Below are 15,658 nucleotides of genomic sequence, written 5' to 3' on the forward strand. Positions count from 1 at the left end.
CGCCCCCCCGCGACAAGCGCGGTGAGCGGGGGCGGCCGTTCAGTCCAGCGGCAGCGACACTTCGTTGTGCCGCGCCCATGGCAGGGTCATCGGGTCGTCGTAGAAGGCGCGCTGCACCGGGCCGGTGGGGGCAAGCCCCTCGCGGGCGAGCACATCTCGGAGCTCGGCCTCGGCCTTCTCCAGCGCGGCATCGCTGGCGCGGCCCGGGAAGCCCAGCACGGCGCGGCGCTCGGCCGGCGTTTCGCGAAAGCGGATGTCGCCGGCGTTGGGCTGGGGCAGGCGCTCCATCGTCCATTCGGCGGGCATGGTGAAGCTGACCGTCCACTCGCCGCTGGCCGTCTCGCGCTGGCTCACCGGGGCGGTCATGTCGATCGTCTGGCTCTCGCGCTGGCTGACCGGTGCGGTCATCGCGACGCTCTGCTGTTTACTGTTGCCACCGAAGATGTAGCCAGCGAGCTTGCGAAAGCCGGCGCGCAGCGCGTCGTCGCGGCTGGCCTGCACGGTAACCTCGGCAAGGATATGCGGCGCGTAGCGGCGGATCTCGACCTCACCGAGCGTGCGCTCGATGGTGAAGGGCGGCACTTCGTAGCCGCGGTAGCGGGGCGCGCCGGCCTCGTCGAAGGTGATATCGTTGGGGGTGATGCGGGATAGCAGGCTCATGGCCGATCCTCCTGAATGATACCGTGAATACGGGCCGCGGGGCCCTTCGGTTCACGCCTGCAACACAGCATCGCTCTCTTGTGAGACTCAGCGGCGAGGTATATGTGCGCGCCATGACAAAGGTCTTCGACATGGACGATCGCGCGCGCCTGCCCTGGCGCTTCTTTGGCGCGACCCTGTCGATTCTTGCGCGCGCCTGAGGGCGCCCCGCTCAAGAGATTCCGCGCGCAGCCCGCGCGGCCCCCATTTGAACACCCCTAAGGGAGAGGACCGTTATGTCCCCCGATAATTCGCCCAAGACACTCTACGACAAGATCTGGGATGCCCATCTCGTTCAGGAAGACGAAGACGGCTCCAGCCTGATCTATATCGACCGCCACCTCGTGCACGAGGTCACCAGCCCGCAGGCCTTCGAAGGGCTCCGCCTGACCGGCCGCACCGTTCGTGCGCCCGAGAAGACCATCGCGGTGCCCGACCATAACGTGCCCACGACCGAAGACCGGGTGAACGGCATCACCAACCCCGAAAGCCGCATCCAGGTGGAGGCGCTCGACAAGAACGCCAAGGATTTCGGCATCCATTACTACCCGGTCAGCGACGTGCGGCAGGGCATCGTGCATATCGTCGGCCCCGAGCAGGGCTGGACGCTGCCGGGCATGACCGTCGTCTGCGGTGACAGCCACACCGCCACCCACGGCGCCTTCGGCTCGCTCGCCCATGGCATCGGCACCTCCGAGGTCGAGCATGTGCTGGCCACGCAGACGCTGATCCAGTCGAAGTCGAAGAACATGAAGGTCGAGATCACCGGCAAGCTGCGCCCCGGTGTGACCGCCAAGGACATCACCATGACGGTGATCGGCCAGACCGGTACCGCCGGCGGCACCGGCTATGTGATCGAATATTGCGGCGAGGCGATCCGCTCGCTGTCGATGGAAGGCCGGATGACCATCTGCAACATGGCCATCGAGGGCGGCGCCCGCGCCGGCCTCATCGCGCCCGATCAGACGACCTTCGATTACATCAAGGGCCGCGAGCATGCGCCCAAGGGTGCTGACTGGGACAAGGCGATGGAATGGTGGAAGACGCTATATTCCGATGACGATGCGCATTGGGACAAGGTCGTCACGATCAAGGGCGAGGACATCGCCCCCGTCGTCACCTGGGGCACCAGCCCCGAGGACGTGCTGCCCATCACCTCCGACGTGCCCGACCCGATGACCTTCAAGGGCGGCAAGGTCGGCGCCGTGAAGCGCAGCCTCGAATACATGGGCCTCGCCCCCGGCCAGAAGCTGACGGATGTCGAGATCGACACGGTGTTCATCGGCTCGTGCACCAACGGGCGCATCGAAGATCTGCGCGCCGCCGCCGCCGTGCTGAAGGGCAAGAAGATCAAGGACGGGCTGCGCGCCATGGTCGTTCCCGGCTCTGGCCTCGTGCGGAAGCAGGCCGAGGAAGAGGGCCTGGCCGACATCTTCAAGGAGGCCGGCTTCGAATGGCGCATGGCCGGCTGCTCGATGTGCCTGGCGATGAACCCCGACCAGCTGTCGGTGGGTGAGCGCTGCGCCTCGACGTCGAACCGCAACTTCGAGGGCCGCCAGGGCCGTGGCGGGCGTACCCACCTGATGTCGCCGCAGATGGCGGCGGCGGCGGCGATCACCGGCCGGCTGACCGATGTGCGCGAGATGCTCTCGCCCGAGCCGGAGCTGGTGTGATGAAACCCACCACCCTTCTGATCGTTCTGGGCGTGGTGTTTGCGGTGGGCGGCTTGCTCGCCCTCGCAAATCCCTTCGCGGCCTCGATCGCGGTGACAACTATCGTCGGCATCGTCTTCCTGTTCGGCGGGGTGCTGCAGCTTTGGGTCGCCTTCTCGAACCGGGAGGATCAGCACCGAATCTGGCACGGGCTCGTCGGCCTTCTCGGCATCGTTGCCGGGGTCTTCCTGCTGGCCAATCCGCTGAGCGGCATGGTCTCGCTGACGCTGATGCTCGGCATCCTGTTCCTCATCACCGGCATCATCCGCCTCGTCATGGCGATCAGCCTGCGGGGCAGCAGCTACTGCTGGTCGCTGCTGATTTCGGGCGGGGCCTCGGTGCTGATCGGGATGCTCGTGTTCGCCGATTTCGGGGCAGCTGCGGGCTCGCTTCTGGGCATTCTGCTCGGCATCGAGCTGCTCGTCGAAGCCGCCGCCTTCATCACAATGGGCCTCGTCGCCCGCCGCTAGGAATGTCCCGCCCCCGGGCGGAGGAGAAAACACATGGAAAAGTTCAACCACCTGACGGGCATCGCCGCGCCGATGCCGCTTGTGAATGTCGATACCGACATGATCATCCCCAAGCAGTTCCTGAAAACGATCAAGCGCACCGGGCTCGGCAAGAACCTGTTCGACGAGATGCGCTATGACGATCAGGGCAACGAGATCCCCGATTTCGTGCTCAACCAGCCGGCCTATCGCGACGCGCAGATCCTCGTCGCCGGCGATAACTTCGGCTGCGGCTCGTCGCGCGAGCATGCGCCCTGGGCGCTGGAGGATTTCGGCATCCGCTCGGTGATCTCCACCAGCTTCGCCGATATCTTCTACAACAACTGCTTCAAGAACGGCATCCTGCCCATCGTGCTGCCCGAAGAGCAGCGCGACATGGTGATGGCCGATGCCGAGAAGGGCGCCAACGCCCGCGTCGAGATCGACCTCGAAGCCCAGACGATCACCCTGTCGGACGGCACCGAGATCAGCTTCGACATCGACCCCTTCCGCAAGCATTGCCTGCAGAACGGCCTCGACGATATCGGCCTGACGATGGAGAAGGTCGGCGCCATCGACGCCTTCGAAGCCAAGGCGAGCGAAGCCCGCCCCTGGGTCTGATCGCCCGATTTTTGCCTTAATTCAGGCACAGGCCCGGCGATTCTGGTTGCCGGGCCGCTAACCAACCGGCGGCAGGGGCTCGGGCCCTGCGGGCTGGTGTTAAGTCGACGCTCCCCACAATATCTCGTTTTTACTGGCAAATTGCCACGCTGGCGGCCCGCAATGGTTGCAATGGCGCACCAGTTTTGCCTCAAAAAAGCCCCGCCTTCCCGCAAGCGTTAAGCCAGCATTGTTGCGTGGTGGGAAAAGCGGCAAAAGCATGGCATTAAAGAGGCAATCCGGACGCATCCGGCCCCCGTGGCCGGCACAAGATCGCGGCATCAATGCGCGGCACTCCGGACCGAGGGCAGGTTTTTCATGCTGACGCGACTGGCGGGAGCCATCTTTCGTGCTGTGCTCGTCATCCTTGCGATGTCGGCGCCCGCCATGCTGCTGCCCGGCTCCAGCGCCGATCTGCGCATGACGGTGATGCTCGTGGCGCTGTTCGCCGGCGTGTTCACCTTCATCGAATACAACATCTCGTACCCCTCGCTCGTCACGTTCCGCGACGCGCCGCCCTTCAACCGCATCCGCTTTGGCGGGCTGGCGGCGATCCTGTTGGTGCTGCCTCTGATGCAGCCCGCCCTCGGCCATGAAAGCGCGCTGCGCTCGCTGGTGGTGGCGCTCGGACGCCTGCTCTCCGAGGGGCTCGATTTCCCATATTCGCCGGTGCGGCTGACGGTGCTGATGATGCCGCAGGATGCGCCGGCAGCGCTGCTGGAAGCGGTGCGCATCTCGGCCGCGATGGCGTACTTCATTTCGCTGGCCATGCTGGTGGTGTTCATCGTCACGCAGCGCCTGACGCGCTGGCCGCTCAACCGTGGCGGCTTCAACGTCTGGGTCAACCTGCCCACCTTCGACCCCACCTCGGGCGGCGATGTGGTGGAGAGGCTGGGCCGCGACGCGATGCTCAACCTCGTGGCCGGATTTCTGCTGCCCTTCGTCATTCCGGCGCTTGTCAAACTCGCCTCGAACCTGTTCGATCCCCTCATCCTGGCGGACCCGCATACCCTGATCTGGATGATGACCGCATGGGCCTTCATTCCTGCCTCGCTGCTCATGAAGGGCGTCGCGCTGGCCCGGCTGGCGCAGATGATCCGCGTGCAGCGCCTGCGCGGCGCCGGGCGCGCAGGCGAAGGCGAGCTGGCCGCCGCCTGATTGCAGCTCTGCTGGTCTGCGTGCTGGCCGCGCCTTTGGCTGCCGAAACACTCCGCTTTGCCACCTACGGCGCCGCGCTCAGCCGCGATGGCCCCGGCCTGCTGCTGATGGATCTGCTCGAGCCGGATGCCCAGGTGCGCGGCACCGTCGAGGTCATCGCCGCCGCCGCGCCGGATGTCCTGCTGCTCACCGAGATGGATTTCGACCATGGCGGCGCCGCGCTTGGCGCCCTGCAGGCGCTGCTGGCGGAGGCGGGCCATCCGCTGCCGCACCGTTTCGCCGCCCGCCCGAATGCCGGCATGGCGACGGGGCTGGACATGGATGGCAACGGCTGCACCGGAGAGCCGCGCGATGCCCAGGGCTATGGTGCTTTCGCCGGTGACGGCGGGCTGGCGGTGCTGTCGCGCTATCCGCTGCGGCTGGTCCGCGATTTCGCGCCGCTGCTCTGGGGCGATCTGCCGGGCGCGACCCGGCCGACCCGGCGCAATGGCCAGCTCTTCCCGAATGCCGAGGTGGCCGCGGCGCAGCGCCTCTCCTCCACCGCGCATTGGGTGCTGAGCGTCGAGGCTCCGGGCGGGCCGGTGATGCTGATGGTCTGGGCCGCCACGCCGCCGGTCTTTGATGGCCCGGAGGACCGAAACGGACTGCGCGCCCGCGACGAGCTGCTGCTCTGGCGGCGCTTTCTGGATGGCGATCTTGGCCCGTCGCCCGACCCACCCTTCGTGCTGATGGGCCTGTCGAACCTCGACCCTTCGGGCGGTGAGGGCGACAGCGCCGCAATGGAAGCCTTCCTCGCCGATCCCCGCCTGATCGACCCGCAGCCCACCTCGCCCGGCGGCGGCCTGGATACAGCGGAGTGGACCGAGGAGGAGAACGGCACCGGGCCGCTGCGGGTCTCCTACGTGCTGCCCTCTGCCGATTGGGCACTCGCCGGGGCCGGCGTGCTGTGGCCGGCCCCGGGTGAGCCCCTCGCCGCCTCAGCCCGCGAGGCCGGCGCGCACCGGCTGGTCTGGGCGGATGTCATGCGCTGACCAGCCCTCCGGCAGCTTGCGGCGCAGCACGTCATCCAGATCCGTGGCCTGAAACTCCGGCAGCAGCGCGTCGAACCGCGCCCGGCCCAGCTGGTGGCTCGTGTTGTAGAGGTAGCGCATCTCGTTCATCTCGCGCGCCATCTCCCAGACCGGGCCAAGCAGGCGGAAGACGAGCCATGGGAAGCGGCTGATCTTCAGGCTCCGGCCAGAGAGGGCCTCCAGCCGCGCCTTCAGCTCCTCCGCCGTGAAGGCGTAGCCGGGGAAGGGCACATCGCTGAAGGCCGGCAGATCCGCCCGCTTCTCGGCCAGCGCCACGGCGGCGCGGCCCCAGTCGGGCAGGTAGGCATAGGCCTGCATCGCATCGGGCCGCCCAAGTGCGGTGACCTTGCCGCTCTTCAGGCTGCGCAGCAGGCCGACGCCGAACATATCGTCATCCCGCCCCTCGGCGATGAAATTCCCGGCCCGCAGCAGGATCACCTGCACGCCCGAGGCGCGATAGGCTGCCTCCATCTCCTCGCGGATACGGCCCTTGCGGGCAACGGGGCGGTGCGGCGTTGTCTCGTCCCAAACGCCGCGGCGGTCGCCGAAATTGTAGACGGTGGCGGGGTGGATGATAGTGGCGCCAGAGGCGCGGGCGGCTGCGATGGCCTGGGCGGTCGTCTCGGGGATGATCCTGTCCCAATCGTGGTAATTCGGCGGGTTGAGGCCGTTGACGATGACGTCGCAACCCTCCGCCGCTGCGTTCATGTCGGTGCCGCGGGTATAGCGGCGCACCTGCCAGCCGGCGGCGGTGAAGGCGGCAGCGGCGGCTGAGCCGATCTTGCCGGAGGCGCCGAGGATGAGAACTTTGCCAGTCATGTTGTGCTCCTTTCGGGGGTGAGCGTCTGTCTGATCGGGAAGATGGCGCCGCAACCGGCGCAAAGAAATTGCATATCTTTGACTGATGCCTATTCATGAATGAATGGACATCACAACGCTCGACTGGTCCCTCCTTCGCGCCTTCCTCTTCGTCGCCGAAGAGGGCTCGCTCTCGGCCGCCGCCCGGCGGCTGGGGCAGAGCCAGCCCACGCTCGGGCGTCAGATCAAGGCGCTGGAAGACGCGGTGGGCGCCGAGCTCTTCACCCGCGTGCCGCGCGGGCTGGAGCCCACGCCTGCCGCCGCCCCGCTGCTCGCCCCGGCCCGCGCCATGCGCGAGGCGATGGGGCAGGTGGCGCTGGCCGCGGCGGCGGGTGAGGCGCGTCATCTCGGCCCGGTGCGGCTCACCGCCTCTGACGCCGTCTGCGCCTGGCGGCTGCCACCGGTGATCGCGGCGATGCGCGAGGAGGAGCCGGGCATCATCATCGAGCTGGTGCCCTCCGACAGCTCATCGAATCTCCTCTACCGCGAGGCCGATATCGCTTTGCGCATGTACCGGCCCCGCCAGCTCGATCTTATTGCGCGGCATATCGGCGAGGTGCATCTCGCCGCCTTCGCCTCCCCCGCCTATGCCGCCCGGCGCGGCCTGCCGACGGGGGCGGAGGATATGGCTGGCCATGATTACGTGGGCTTCGACCGCAGCACCGAGCTGCGCGACATCTTCCGCGGCATGGGCCTGCCGATCGAGGAAAGCTGGTTCACCAGCCGCTGCGACGACAACATGGTGTATTGGGAGCTGGTGCGTGCCGGCTGCGGCATCGGCTTCGGCCAGCGCGCCGTGGGACGGGCGCATGGGATGATCGAGATGGACCTGCCGTTCCGGCTAGACCCGCTGCCGGTCTGGCTGACGGCGCATGAAGCCATGCGCCGCACACCGCGCATCGCCCGGGTCTGGGAGCTGCTGGTGGCGCATCTGACGCCGCTGTTCCGCGAGGGCTAACTCTTGCTGTCGGCGCCGCGCCGGTCGGGCTCGATCTGGCCGTGCATGCCCAGCCAATGCGCCACCAGCCACACGCCAAGCGCCCAGGCCGCGCCGAGTGACCAGCCGGCCAGCACGTCCGATGGCCAGTGGACGCCAAGGTAGACACGGCTGACGCCCACCGCGACCGTCAGCAGCGCCGCGACGGAGAGGAAGAAGATCCGCATCCGCAGCGCGCTCTCGCCCCGCGCCAGCATCACCGCCAGCGTCAGGTAGGTGACGGCTGCCATCATCGAATGGCCTGATGGGAAGGAGGCTGTCGCCACCTCCACCCCATGCGGCACCAGATCGGGCCGGGGCCGCGAGAAGCCCGATTTCGCCAGATGCGAGATGAGCTGCCCGCCCACGATGGCGGCGGCAAGAAACAGCGCCGAGGCGCGCTGCCGCCGCAGGAAGAGGTAGCCGAGCACCGAGAGCGAGATGATCGTCAGCACCACGATGCCGCCGAGCGCGGTGAGGTCGCGCATGGCCACCTGCATCTGCGGCCCGCCGATCCCGACGGCGGGGTCACCCGCCGTGCGCAGCGCCAGCAGCACCGTTTCGTCGAAGGAATGCAGATCGCCCTCGAGCATCTCGGAGGCGAGGGCCACGAAACCCCAGAGCGCCCCGGCGATGACAACGATGGCCCCAAGTGTTGCGGGTTCCATGCGGCGTGTGATGGCATCGGGCAGGCGGGACATCGGGGCTCCTTCTTTCGCGGCTCCCCTGAAGGTGGGTCGCGGGGCGCGAGGGGCAAGAGCCAGCAACGCCCTCGCCACCGCCGCGCCTTGCGCTAACTTCCCGGCATGGCGGACGTGCTCACCTTCACAGACAGCGGCATCTATTGCCCCGCGGGCGATTTTTACATCGACCCGTGGCGCCCGGTGGACAGGGCGCTGATCACGCATGGCCATGCCGACCATGCCCGCCCCGGCATGCAGCGCTACCTCTCCACCGATCTCGCCGCCCCGGTGATCCGCCAGCGGCTTGGCGACATCACCCTGAAGACGATTGCCTATGGCGAGCGGCGGCGCATTGGCGATGCCGAGGTCTCGTTCCATCCCGCTGGTCACGTGCCCGGCTCGGCGCAGATCAGGGTCGAGGTGAAGGGGCAGGTGTGGGTGGCGTCGGGTGACTACAAGGTGATCTCTGACGGGCTCTCCGACCCGTTCGAGCCGGTGACCTGCCACGCCTTCATCACCGAATGCACCTTCGGCCTGCCGGTCTTCAAGTGGACAGCCCCGGAGGCTCTGGCGAGCGACCTGAATGCCTGGTGGGCCTCGGCGGCGGAGGAAGGCCGCTTCGCCCTGATCGGGGCCTATTCGCTCGGCAAGGCGCAGCGTGTCATGGCCGCCGCCGATGCCTCGCTCGGCCCGATCCTCACCCATGGCGCGGTGGAGAACGTCACCGAGGTGCTGCGCGCGCAGGGGCTGCCGCTGCCTCAGACGATCCGCGTGACGCCCGAGACCGATCTGAAGGCCCATCGCGGCGCGCTGGTCGTCGCCCCGCCCTCGGCGCTGTCAGGCACCTGGGCGCGGCGCTTCTCGTCGGCCTCTGCGCCGGCCACCACCGGCTTCGCCTCTGGCTGGATGGCCTTGCGCGGGGTGCGGCGGCGCCGGGCGGCCGACAGGGGCTTCGTCATGTCGGACCATGCCGATTGGGACGGTCTGAACGACGCCATCCGCGCCACGGGCGCCCGGAAGATCTTCGTCACCCACGGCTACACCTCGGTCTTCCGCCGCTGGCTGGAGGAGCAGGGCTACGACGCCCATGTCGTCTCCACCGAATATGCCGGTGAGGGCGAGGCGGAGGAGGAAGAGGCATGAGCAATCCCGGGGCCAGCCGGTGAAGGAGTTCGCCGCCCTCTTCCGCGCCGTCGATCAGACGACGAAGACCAGCCGCAAGGTGGCGGCGATGGCGGAGTATTTCTCCACCGCGCCCGATGCCGACAAGCTGTGGTGCGTGGCGCTGTTCTCGGGCCGGCGCCCGCGGCGCACCATCACCACCACGGTCTTGCGCGAGTGGGCGGCGGAGCGGGCGGGCGTGCCGCTCTGGCTGTTCGAGGAATCCCGCCCCATCGTGGGCGACACGGCAGAGACCATCGCCCTGCTCTTGCCTCCGCCGGGCCAGCAGACAGACCGCTCCCTGGCCGAGTGGATCGCCGAGATCGCCCGTCTCTCTGCCCTGCCGGAGGAAGAGCGCAAGGCCGGCATTCTCGCCGCCTGGAATGGGCTCGACCCCACCGAGCGGCTGCTCTTCACCAAGCTGCTCACGGGCGGCTTTCGCGTCGGCGTCAGCGCCAAGCTGATGACGCGGGCGCTGGCGCAGGCCACCGAGATGGACGAGGCCGAGCTGACGCATCGGCTGATGGGCAGCTGGACGCCGCAGAACGTGACCTGGCAGAGCCTCATCCACGCGCCCGATCCCTCGGCAGACCTGTCGCGCCCCTATCCTTTCTACCTCGCCTATCAGTTAGAGGATCTCGCCGCCCTCGGCCCGGCAGAGGATTGGCTCGCCGAGCGCAAGTGGGACGGCATCCGCGGTCAGCTCATCCTGCGCGGCGGCGAGCATCACCTGTGGAGCCGGGGCGAAGAGCTGATGACAGACCGCTTCCCCGAGCTGGCGCGGCTGAAGGACTTCCTGCCCATGGGAACGGTGCTCGACGGCGAGGTGCTGGCCTGGAACGGCGAGGGCGAGGCGCCCCTGTCGTTCAACGCACTGCAGAAGCGCATCGGGCGGAAGACCGTGCCGAAGAAGCTGCTCACCGAGGCGCCGGCCATCCTGATGGCTTACGACCTGCTCGAATGGCAGGGCGACGACCTGCGCCAGACCCCTTTTTCCGAGCGCCGCGCCCTGCTGGAGCAGGCGGCGGAGGATCTGCCGCCCGAGGCGCCGCTGCGCCTGTCGCCGCTGGTCGAGGCCGAGAGCTGGGAGGCTCTGGCGAAGGAGCGGGCGCGCTCCCGCGAGCTGATGGCCGAGGGGCTGATGCTGAAGCGGCGCGACTCGCCCTATCTGGCGGGCCGCAAGAAGGGCGATTGGTGGAAGTGGAAGGTCGACCCGCTCTCGATCGACGCGGTGCTGATCTATGCGCAATCGGGCTCGGGCCGGCGGGCGAACCTGTTCACCGATTTCACCTTCGCGGTGCGGGATGGGGAGGAGCTGGTGCCCTTCACCAAGGCCTATTCCGGCCTGACGGATGCCGAGTTCCGCCAGATCACCGCCTGGGTGCGGCGGAATACGCTTGAGAAGTTCGGTCCCGTGCGCCGGGTAACGCCGGAGCATGTCTTCGAGATCGGCTTCGAGGGGATACAGCCCTCGACAAGGCACAAGAGCGGCGTGGCCCTGCGCTTCCCCCGGATGCTGCGCTGGCGGCACGACAAACCGGTGGCAGAGGCGAACACGCTGGAGGATATGAAGGAGATGCTGGCGCAATACGGCGGGCCGGAGAGCGTGGAGGAGGCGTGAAGGGCCGGCGCTCGCGCGGCGGACTGAAGGTCTTGATTCCGCGCTTGGGGAAGCAGCGGAGAGGTTCGCGGGGCGCCCATTCTTGACGGCCCACCGCCCGCGAGCTACCGCAGGCCGTCCAAACTGACGGAGCGTGACATGGCCCATTCCCTTCTCATCCTGCCCGGCGACGGTATCGGCCCCGAGGTGATGGCAGAGGTGCGCAAGGTCATCGACTGGTTCGGCACGCAGGGCCTCGCCTTCGACGTCTCCGAAGATCTCGTCGGCGGCGCTGCCTATGACGCCCACGGCACCCCGATCCATGACGACACGATGGCCAAGGCGCAGGAGGTCGATGCCGTCCTGCTCGGCGCCGTCGGCGGGCCCAAGTACGACGTGCTCGACTTCTCGGTGAAGCCGGAGCGCGGCCTTCTGCGCCTGCGCAAGGAGATGGACCTCTTCGCCAACCTGCGCCCCGCGCAATGCTTCGACGCCCTCGCCGATTTCTCCTCGCTGAAGAAAGACATCGTCGCCGGGCTCGACATCATGATCGTCCGCGAGCTGACCTCCGGCATCTATTTCGGCGAGCCGCGCGGCATTCACACCGAGAATAACGAGCGCGTCGGCATCAACACCCAGCGCTACACCGAGAGCGAGATCGACCGTGTCGCCCGCGCCGCCTTCGACCTCGCGATGAAGCGCGACAAGCGCCTCTGCTCGATGGAAAAGGCCAACGTGATGGAGAGCGGCATCCTCTGGCGCGAGGTCGTCACCGAAGTGGGCAAGGACTACCCCGAGGTCGAGCTTTCGCACATGTACGCCGATGCCGGCGCCATGCAGCTTGTGCGCCAGCCCAAGCAGTTCGACGTGATCGTCACCGACAACCTCTTCGGCGACCTGCTCTCCGACGCTGCCGCGATGCTCACCGGCTCGCTCGGCATGCTGCCCTCCGCCTCGCTGGGCGCGCCGATGGCGAACGGCCGACCGAAGGCGCTCTACGAGCCCGTGCATGGCTCGGCGCCCGATATCGCGGGGCAGGGCAAGGCCAACCCGATCGCCTGCATCCTCTCCTTCGCCATGGCTTTGCGCTACAGCTTCGACGAGGGCGAGAAGGCCACGCAGCTGGAGCAGGCGGTCGAGAAGGTGCTGGCCGACGGCTACCGCACCGGCGATCTGCTGGGCGAAGAGGGCAAGGAGCCTGTCTCGACCAGCGAGATGGGTGACGCGATCGTAGCGGCGCTCTCTGCCTGATCTGGTGGGGCCGGGCTGAAGCCCGGCTTCCCCCCTGGGCGAGCCTCAGCCCGCCGCCCGCGCGCCCCTCAAGGCAATGCCCGCGGCTGCCGTCTCACACCGTCCAGAATGCCCTCCGTCAGCGCCGCATCCGGCGCGGCATAGACCACCGAGATATCTCCCGTCGTCTCCAGCACCACGGCGCGGATGTTGCGCTGCTCCACCGCACCGGCCTGGCGCAGCTTGGCCATCACATCGGTCCGCGCGATCTGGGCGTTCTTCATGTTCCCGTCGAGGAAGGTGCCGTTCTCCATCAGGAGGAGCGGCGTGTTGTCCACCGCCTCCTTGAAGGGGTTCACCCGCACGCGCACCCGGCTTATCAGCCCCTGCAGCAGGAACAGCACGACCAGCGCGGCGAGGCCGGGGCCGAAGGCGCCCTCGCTCACTAGCGCGCTGGCGAGCACCGAGCCGGTGGCGACCGTGATGGCAAAGTCGAAGCTGGAGATCTTGGCGAAGCTGCGCAGCCCATTCAGCCGCGAGAGCAGCACGACCAGCGCCACGGTGATCAGGCCCTTGGCCAGAACCTCGGCAAACGTCTCCATGCGTTCTCTCCCCTTCATTGGGCAATGTGCCGCGGCAGGCGACAGTTCCGCCCGGCACCGGCGCTCTGCCGCCGCCGGGGGGCCGCCCGGCCTTGACGTGGGCCGCTGACCGGACAATCTGCCTTTTAAAAACCGGGCAGGGACAGTGACATGGGCTCGAACCTCAGGGGGGTGCTACTCGCGCTCGCCGCCTTCGGCATTTATGCGACCCACGACACCTTGGTGAAATTCCTGGGCGGCGGCTACGCGCCTGCGCAGTTGATCTTCTTCTCGACGCTGCTGTCGTTCCCGCTCGTCACGCTCACGCTGATCTCTGACAGGGCGCCGGGCACGCTGCGGCCTGTGCACCCATGGTGGGTAGGCTCGCGCACGCTGGCCGCGGTCGCCAATGCCGTGTGCAACTTCTACGCCTTTTCCACCCTGCCGCTGGCGCAGGTCTATGTGATCCTCTTCGCCTCGCCGCTGATCATCACGGTGCTGTCGATTCCCGTGCTGGGCGAACGTGTCGGGCTCCGGCGCTGGGCGGCGGTGGTGGTGGGCCTGGCCGGCGTGGTTGTGGCGATCTGGCCCTCGGGCGGGCAGGAATCCATCGGCTTCGAGCTTGGCCATGCCGCGGCGCTGGTGGGGGCGCTCTCGGGCAGCTTCGCGGCCATCTCGGTGCGCAAGATCGGGGCGGACGAGCGGCCCGTCGTGCTGATGCTCTACCCGATGATCGCGAACTTCGCGGTGATGGCGGTGGCGCTGCCCTTCGTCTACGTGCCCATGCCGGTGGGGCATCTGGGGCTGCTTGGCGGGATGGCCTGCCTGGGCTTTCTGGGCGGGCTTGTCATCATCGCGGCCTACAAGGCGGGCGAGGCGGCGGTGGTGGCACCGATGCAGTACAGCCAGATAATCTGGGCGGCGGCCTATGGCTTTCTCGTCTTCGGCGAGACGCCCGGCCGCAACACCAGCATCGGGGCCATCATCATCATCGCGTCGGGCCTGGTGATCCTCGGGCGCGAGCGCAACAAGCCCAATTCCGAGCGCCCCGTCACCCGCACGCGGATGTCGCGAGAGGTGGGTACGGCGCCGCGCCCCTCGGTGCTCATGCGCGTGCTCGACGGGCGCCGGCCCGGGCGCGCCAGCGCAGTGGCACAGCGCAGCGACTGAGCCCGATTCCGCCTTGCATTCCGCCGGCTGCTTCGCTACCTCCGCCGCCACGGTCGGAGTGTAGCGCAGCCTGGTAGCGCACCTGCTTCGGGAGCAGGGGGTCGGAGGTTCGAATCCTCTCACTCCGACCAAATCCCCCAAATCGACATGCGAAAACCCCGCCGGACTGGCAGGGTGCGGTTTTGTCCCGCCTCGCAGGTCCGCCGCCCCCTGGCGGCCTCGCGATCGGGCATGTGGGCGCCGGGGCGCCCCATCTTCCGGTTTCGTTACGAGGCGCGCTTTAGCGGGGCGCGCCTGTCGGGCTGCTGCCGCTGAGATGCCGGTCGGCCGGTGTCACGGGTGCGGAAGGCAGAGACATGGTTCGACAGCTCTGTCGCATCCTGTTCGAGCACCTGGCCGGCGGCGGTGGATTCCTCAACCATCGCGGCGTTCTGCTGGGTCATCGAATCGAGCTGAGAGACGGCGGTGTTGATCTCGTTCAGAGTGATCGCCTGCTCGGCGGCGCCATGGGCGATTTCCGAGACATGCGAGTGAATCTCCGAAACAGCGGCGATGATGCGCTCCAGCTCTTCACCCGCGCGGGTGACGAGGTTCACGCCGTTCGAGACATGCGCCGAGCTGTCGTTGATGAGCGTCTTGATCTCCGAGGCGGAATCGGCGGAGCGCACGGCGAGCGTTCGCACTTCCGAGGCGACAACGGCGAAGCCACGCCCGGATTCGCCCGCCCGTGCCGCCTCGACCCCGGCGTTCAGGGCCAGAAGGTTGGTCTGGAAGGCGATATCGTCGATAATCTTGATGACATGACTGATCCGGTCAGACGAGCGCTCGATCTCGGACATGGCGCCCACGGCATCCTTCACCACATTGCCGCCGGTCCGTGCCGTCGACTGGGCACTACCGGCGGTCTTTTCCATCTCCTGCGCGCTGTCGGCAGAGGCTTTGACCGTGGCCGTCAGCTCTTCGATGGCGGCGGCGGTCTCTTCCAGCGTGGCGGCCTGCTGCTCGGTGCGGCGGGCCAGATCGAAGGAGGATTGGCCGATCTCGCCAGCCGTGCGCTGCACCGTGCCGGCGACAGCCTTCACCGCCGAGACGACGTCATTGAGGCTGCTGACCGTCTGGTTGAACGAATCGACCAGCACCTGGATATCTTCTGCGCCGCAGGGCGGGATGACATGCGCCAGGTTGCCCTTGCTCAGCTGCACGAGGCCGTCGGCAATATCGGTGATGCCCTTCTGGCGGGCAGAGATATCCGTCGCGATCTTGATGACCGAAACGGCCTTGCCTGACGCATCGAGCACGGGGGCATAGGTGGCGCTGATCCAAACCACCGAGCCGTCCTTGTGAAGGCGGGGGTACGGGCTGGTGAACGAGCGGCCGGCCCGCAGCGCCTGCCAGAATTCCTCGTATTCCGCAGTTTGGGTATAGGCCTTGTCGACGAACATCGAATGATGGCGGCCGACGACCTCGTCCAGCTTGTATCCCAGAACGTCCAGAAAGTTCTTGTTCGCGGTGCGGATGGTCCCGTCGAGATCGAATTGGATGGTCGCCTGCGTTCGGTCGATCACCCCCATGAAGGAGTCCGCTACGCTCGGGGTTGGGGGAGCCTTCTCCC

Annotated in this window: 15 protein-coding genes and 1 tRNA gene; 11 read left to right on the top strand and 5 right to left on the bottom strand. The window is 67.6% G+C overall.

The features are described 5' to 3' along the window. Nucleotides 1–39: 39 nt before the first annotated feature. A complete protein-coding gene (locus ACXN5S_RS02915; protein ID WP_458603882.1) occupies nt 40–660 on the bottom strand; it encodes an SOUL family heme-binding protein in 621 nt (206 codons plus the stop codon). A 275-nt stretch (nt 661–935) separates the two neighbouring features. On the opposite strand from ACXN5S_RS02915, the gene leuC reads away from it, so the two are divergent. The 5 genes from leuC to ACXN5S_RS02940 all read left to right on the top strand — a co-directional run bounded on the left by leuC (nt 936) and on the right by ACXN5S_RS02940 (nt 5,748). Continuing rightward, on the top strand, nt 936–2,372 hold the full coding sequence (gene leuC / locus ACXN5S_RS02920; RefSeq protein WP_458603883.1) for a 3-isopropylmalate dehydratase large subunit: 1,437 nt from the start codon (nt 936–938) through the stop codon (nt 2,370–2,372). After that, nucleotides 2,372–2,881 (top strand): HdeD family acid-resistance protein, encoded by a 510-nt coding sequence (locus tag ACXN5S_RS02925; protein WP_458603884.1) that lies wholly within the window; start codon nt 2,372–2,374, stop codon nt 2,879–2,881. The genes leuC and ACXN5S_RS02925 overlap by 1 nt, the downstream gene beginning before the upstream one ends. Nucleotides 2,882–2,914: 33 nt before the next feature. Continuing rightward, nucleotides 2,915–3,520: a 3-isopropylmalate dehydratase small subunit gene (gene leuD, locus ACXN5S_RS02930; RefSeq protein ID WP_458603885.1), complete on the top strand. Its 606-nt coding sequence runs from the start codon at nt 2,915–2,917 to the stop codon at nt 3,518–3,520. Between the two features lie 357 nt (nt 3,521–3,877). After that, on the top strand, nt 3,878–4,717 hold the full coding sequence (locus tag ACXN5S_RS02935) for a hypothetical protein (protein WP_458603886.1): 840 nt from the start codon (nt 3,878–3,880) through the stop codon (nt 4,715–4,717). A gap of 35 nt (nt 4,718–4,752) precedes the next feature. After that, nucleotides 4,753–5,748 (top strand): endonuclease/exonuclease/phosphatase family protein, encoded by a 996-nt coding sequence (locus ACXN5S_RS02940; RefSeq protein WP_458603887.1) that lies wholly within the window; start codon nt 4,753–4,755, stop codon nt 5,746–5,748. Here the strand turns inward: ACXN5S_RS02940 and ACXN5S_RS02945 are convergent. Continuing rightward, on the bottom strand, nt 5,695–6,606 hold the full coding sequence (locus ACXN5S_RS02945) for an NAD-dependent epimerase/dehydratase family protein (protein ID WP_458603888.1): 912 nt from the start codon (nt 6,604–6,606) through the stop codon (nt 5,695–5,697). The genes ACXN5S_RS02940 and ACXN5S_RS02945 overlap by 54 nt on opposite strands. 103 nt (nt 6,607–6,709) lie before the next feature. On the opposite strand from ACXN5S_RS02945, the gene ACXN5S_RS02950 reads away from it, so the two are divergent. Continuing rightward, nucleotides 6,710–7,603: a LysR family transcriptional regulator gene (locus ACXN5S_RS02950; protein WP_458603889.1), complete on the top strand. Its 894-nt coding sequence runs from the start codon at nt 6,710–6,712 to the stop codon at nt 7,601–7,603. On the opposite strand, the gene ACXN5S_RS02955 is transcribed toward ACXN5S_RS02950, so the two are convergent. Continuing rightward, the gene (locus tag ACXN5S_RS02955; RefSeq protein WP_458603890.1) at nt 7,600–8,322 is read right to left on the bottom strand and encodes a phosphatase PAP2 family protein; all 723 of its coding nucleotides are present in this window, start codon (nt 8,320–8,322) and stop codon (nt 7,600–7,602) included. The two genes, ACXN5S_RS02950 and ACXN5S_RS02955, sit on opposite strands and share 4 nt — an antisense overlap. 105 nt (nt 8,323–8,427) lie before the next feature. Between ACXN5S_RS02955 and ACXN5S_RS02960 the strand changes: the two genes are divergently transcribed. From ACXN5S_RS02960 to leuB, 3 genes are all read left to right on the top strand, one after another. After that, complete coding sequence (locus ACXN5S_RS02960; RefSeq protein WP_458603891.1) at nt 8,428–9,447, top strand: ligase-associated DNA damage response exonuclease; 1,020 nt, start codon at nt 8,428–8,430, stop codon at nt 9,445–9,447. Nucleotides 9,448–9,466: 19 nt separating this feature from the next. Next, nucleotides 9,467–11,086, top strand: coding sequence for an ATP-dependent DNA ligase (locus ACXN5S_RS02965; protein ID WP_458603892.1), 1,620 nt, complete (start codon nt 9,467–9,469; stop codon nt 11,084–11,086). Between the two features lie 138 nt (nt 11,087–11,224). Next, nucleotides 11,225–12,316 carry a 3-isopropylmalate dehydrogenase gene (gene leuB / locus ACXN5S_RS02970; protein ID WP_458603893.1) on the top strand — a complete coding sequence of 364 codons (1,092 nt, stop codon included), beginning with the start codon at nt 11,225–11,227 and terminating at the stop codon, nt 12,314–12,316. 68 nt (nt 12,317–12,384) lie between these two features. Here the strand turns inward: leuB and ACXN5S_RS02975 are convergent, their stop codons facing one another. Beyond that, the gene (locus ACXN5S_RS02975) at nt 12,385–12,897 is read right to left on the bottom strand and encodes a DUF421 domain-containing protein (protein WP_458603894.1); all 513 of its coding nucleotides are present in this window, start codon (nt 12,895–12,897) and stop codon (nt 12,385–12,387) included. Between the two features lie 150 nt (nt 12,898–13,047). Here ACXN5S_RS02975 and ACXN5S_RS02980 point away from each other — a divergent pair, with 150 nt between their 5' ends. Beyond that, nucleotides 13,048–14,046, top strand: coding sequence for a DMT family transporter (locus ACXN5S_RS02980; RefSeq protein ID WP_458603895.1), 999 nt, complete (start codon nt 13,048–13,050; stop codon nt 14,044–14,046). 54 nt (nt 14,047–14,100) lie between these two features. After that, a tRNA-Pro gene (locus ACXN5S_RS02985) sits at nt 14,101–14,177 on the top strand. 135 nt (nt 14,178–14,312) lie between these two features. Here ACXN5S_RS02985 and ACXN5S_RS02990 read toward each other — a convergent pair. Then, nucleotides 14,313–15,617: a methyl-accepting chemotaxis protein gene (locus ACXN5S_RS02990; protein ID WP_458603896.1), complete on the bottom strand. Its 1,305-nt coding sequence runs from the start codon at nt 15,615–15,617 to the stop codon at nt 14,313–14,315. Nucleotides 15,618–15,658 lie beyond the last annotated feature (41 nt).

It is taken from the genome of Pseudoroseicyclus sp. H15 (genome assembly GCF_054353345.1).

Excerpts from the sequence above, each read along its gene's own strand:
- ACXN5S_RS02945 (WP_458603888.1), bottom strand. The coding sequence starts at position 6,606 with ATGACTGGCAAAGTTCTCATCCTCGGCGCCTCCGGCAAGATCGGCTCA.
- ACXN5S_RS02925 (WP_458603884.1), top strand. The coding sequence starts at position 2,372 with ATGAAACCCACCACCCTTCTGATCGTTCTGGGCGTGGTGTTTGCGGTG.
- ACXN5S_RS02950 (WP_458603889.1), top strand. The coding sequence starts at position 6,710 with ATGGACATCACAACGCTCGACTGGTCCCTCCTTCGCGCCTTCCTCTTC.
- ACXN5S_RS02975 (WP_458603894.1), bottom strand. The coding sequence starts at position 12,897 with ATGGAGACGTTTGCCGAGGTTCTGGCCAAGGGCCTGATCACCGTGGCG.
- leuC (WP_458603883.1), top strand. The coding sequence starts at position 936 with ATGTCCCCCGATAATTCGCCCAAGACACTCTACGACAAGATCTGGGAT.
- ACXN5S_RS02980 (WP_458603895.1), top strand. The coding sequence starts at position 13,048 with ATGGGCTCGAACCTCAGGGGGGTGCTACTCGCGCTCGCCGCCTTCGGC.
- ACXN5S_RS02990 (WP_458603896.1), bottom strand. The coding sequence starts at position 15,617 with ATGGGGGTGATCGACCGAACGCAGGCGACCATCCAATTCGATCTCGAC.
- leuD (WP_458603885.1), top strand. The coding sequence starts at position 2,915 with ATGGAAAAGTTCAACCACCTGACGGGCATCGCCGCGCCGATGCCGCTT.
- leuB (WP_458603893.1), top strand. The coding sequence starts at position 11,225 with ATGGCCCATTCCCTTCTCATCCTGCCCGGCGACGGTATCGGCCCCGAG.
- ACXN5S_RS02935 (WP_458603886.1), top strand. The coding sequence starts at position 3,878 with ATGCTGACGCGACTGGCGGGAGCCATCTTTCGTGCTGTGCTCGTCATC.
- ACXN5S_RS02960 (WP_458603891.1), top strand. The coding sequence starts at position 8,428 with ATGGCGGACGTGCTCACCTTCACAGACAGCGGCATCTATTGCCCCGCG.
- ACXN5S_RS02955 (WP_458603890.1), bottom strand. The coding sequence starts at position 8,322 with ATGTCCCGCCTGCCCGATGCCATCACACGCCGCATGGAACCCGCAACA.
- ACXN5S_RS02915 (WP_458603882.1), bottom strand. The coding sequence starts at position 660 with ATGAGCCTGCTATCCCGCATCACCCCCAACGATATCACCTTCGACGAG.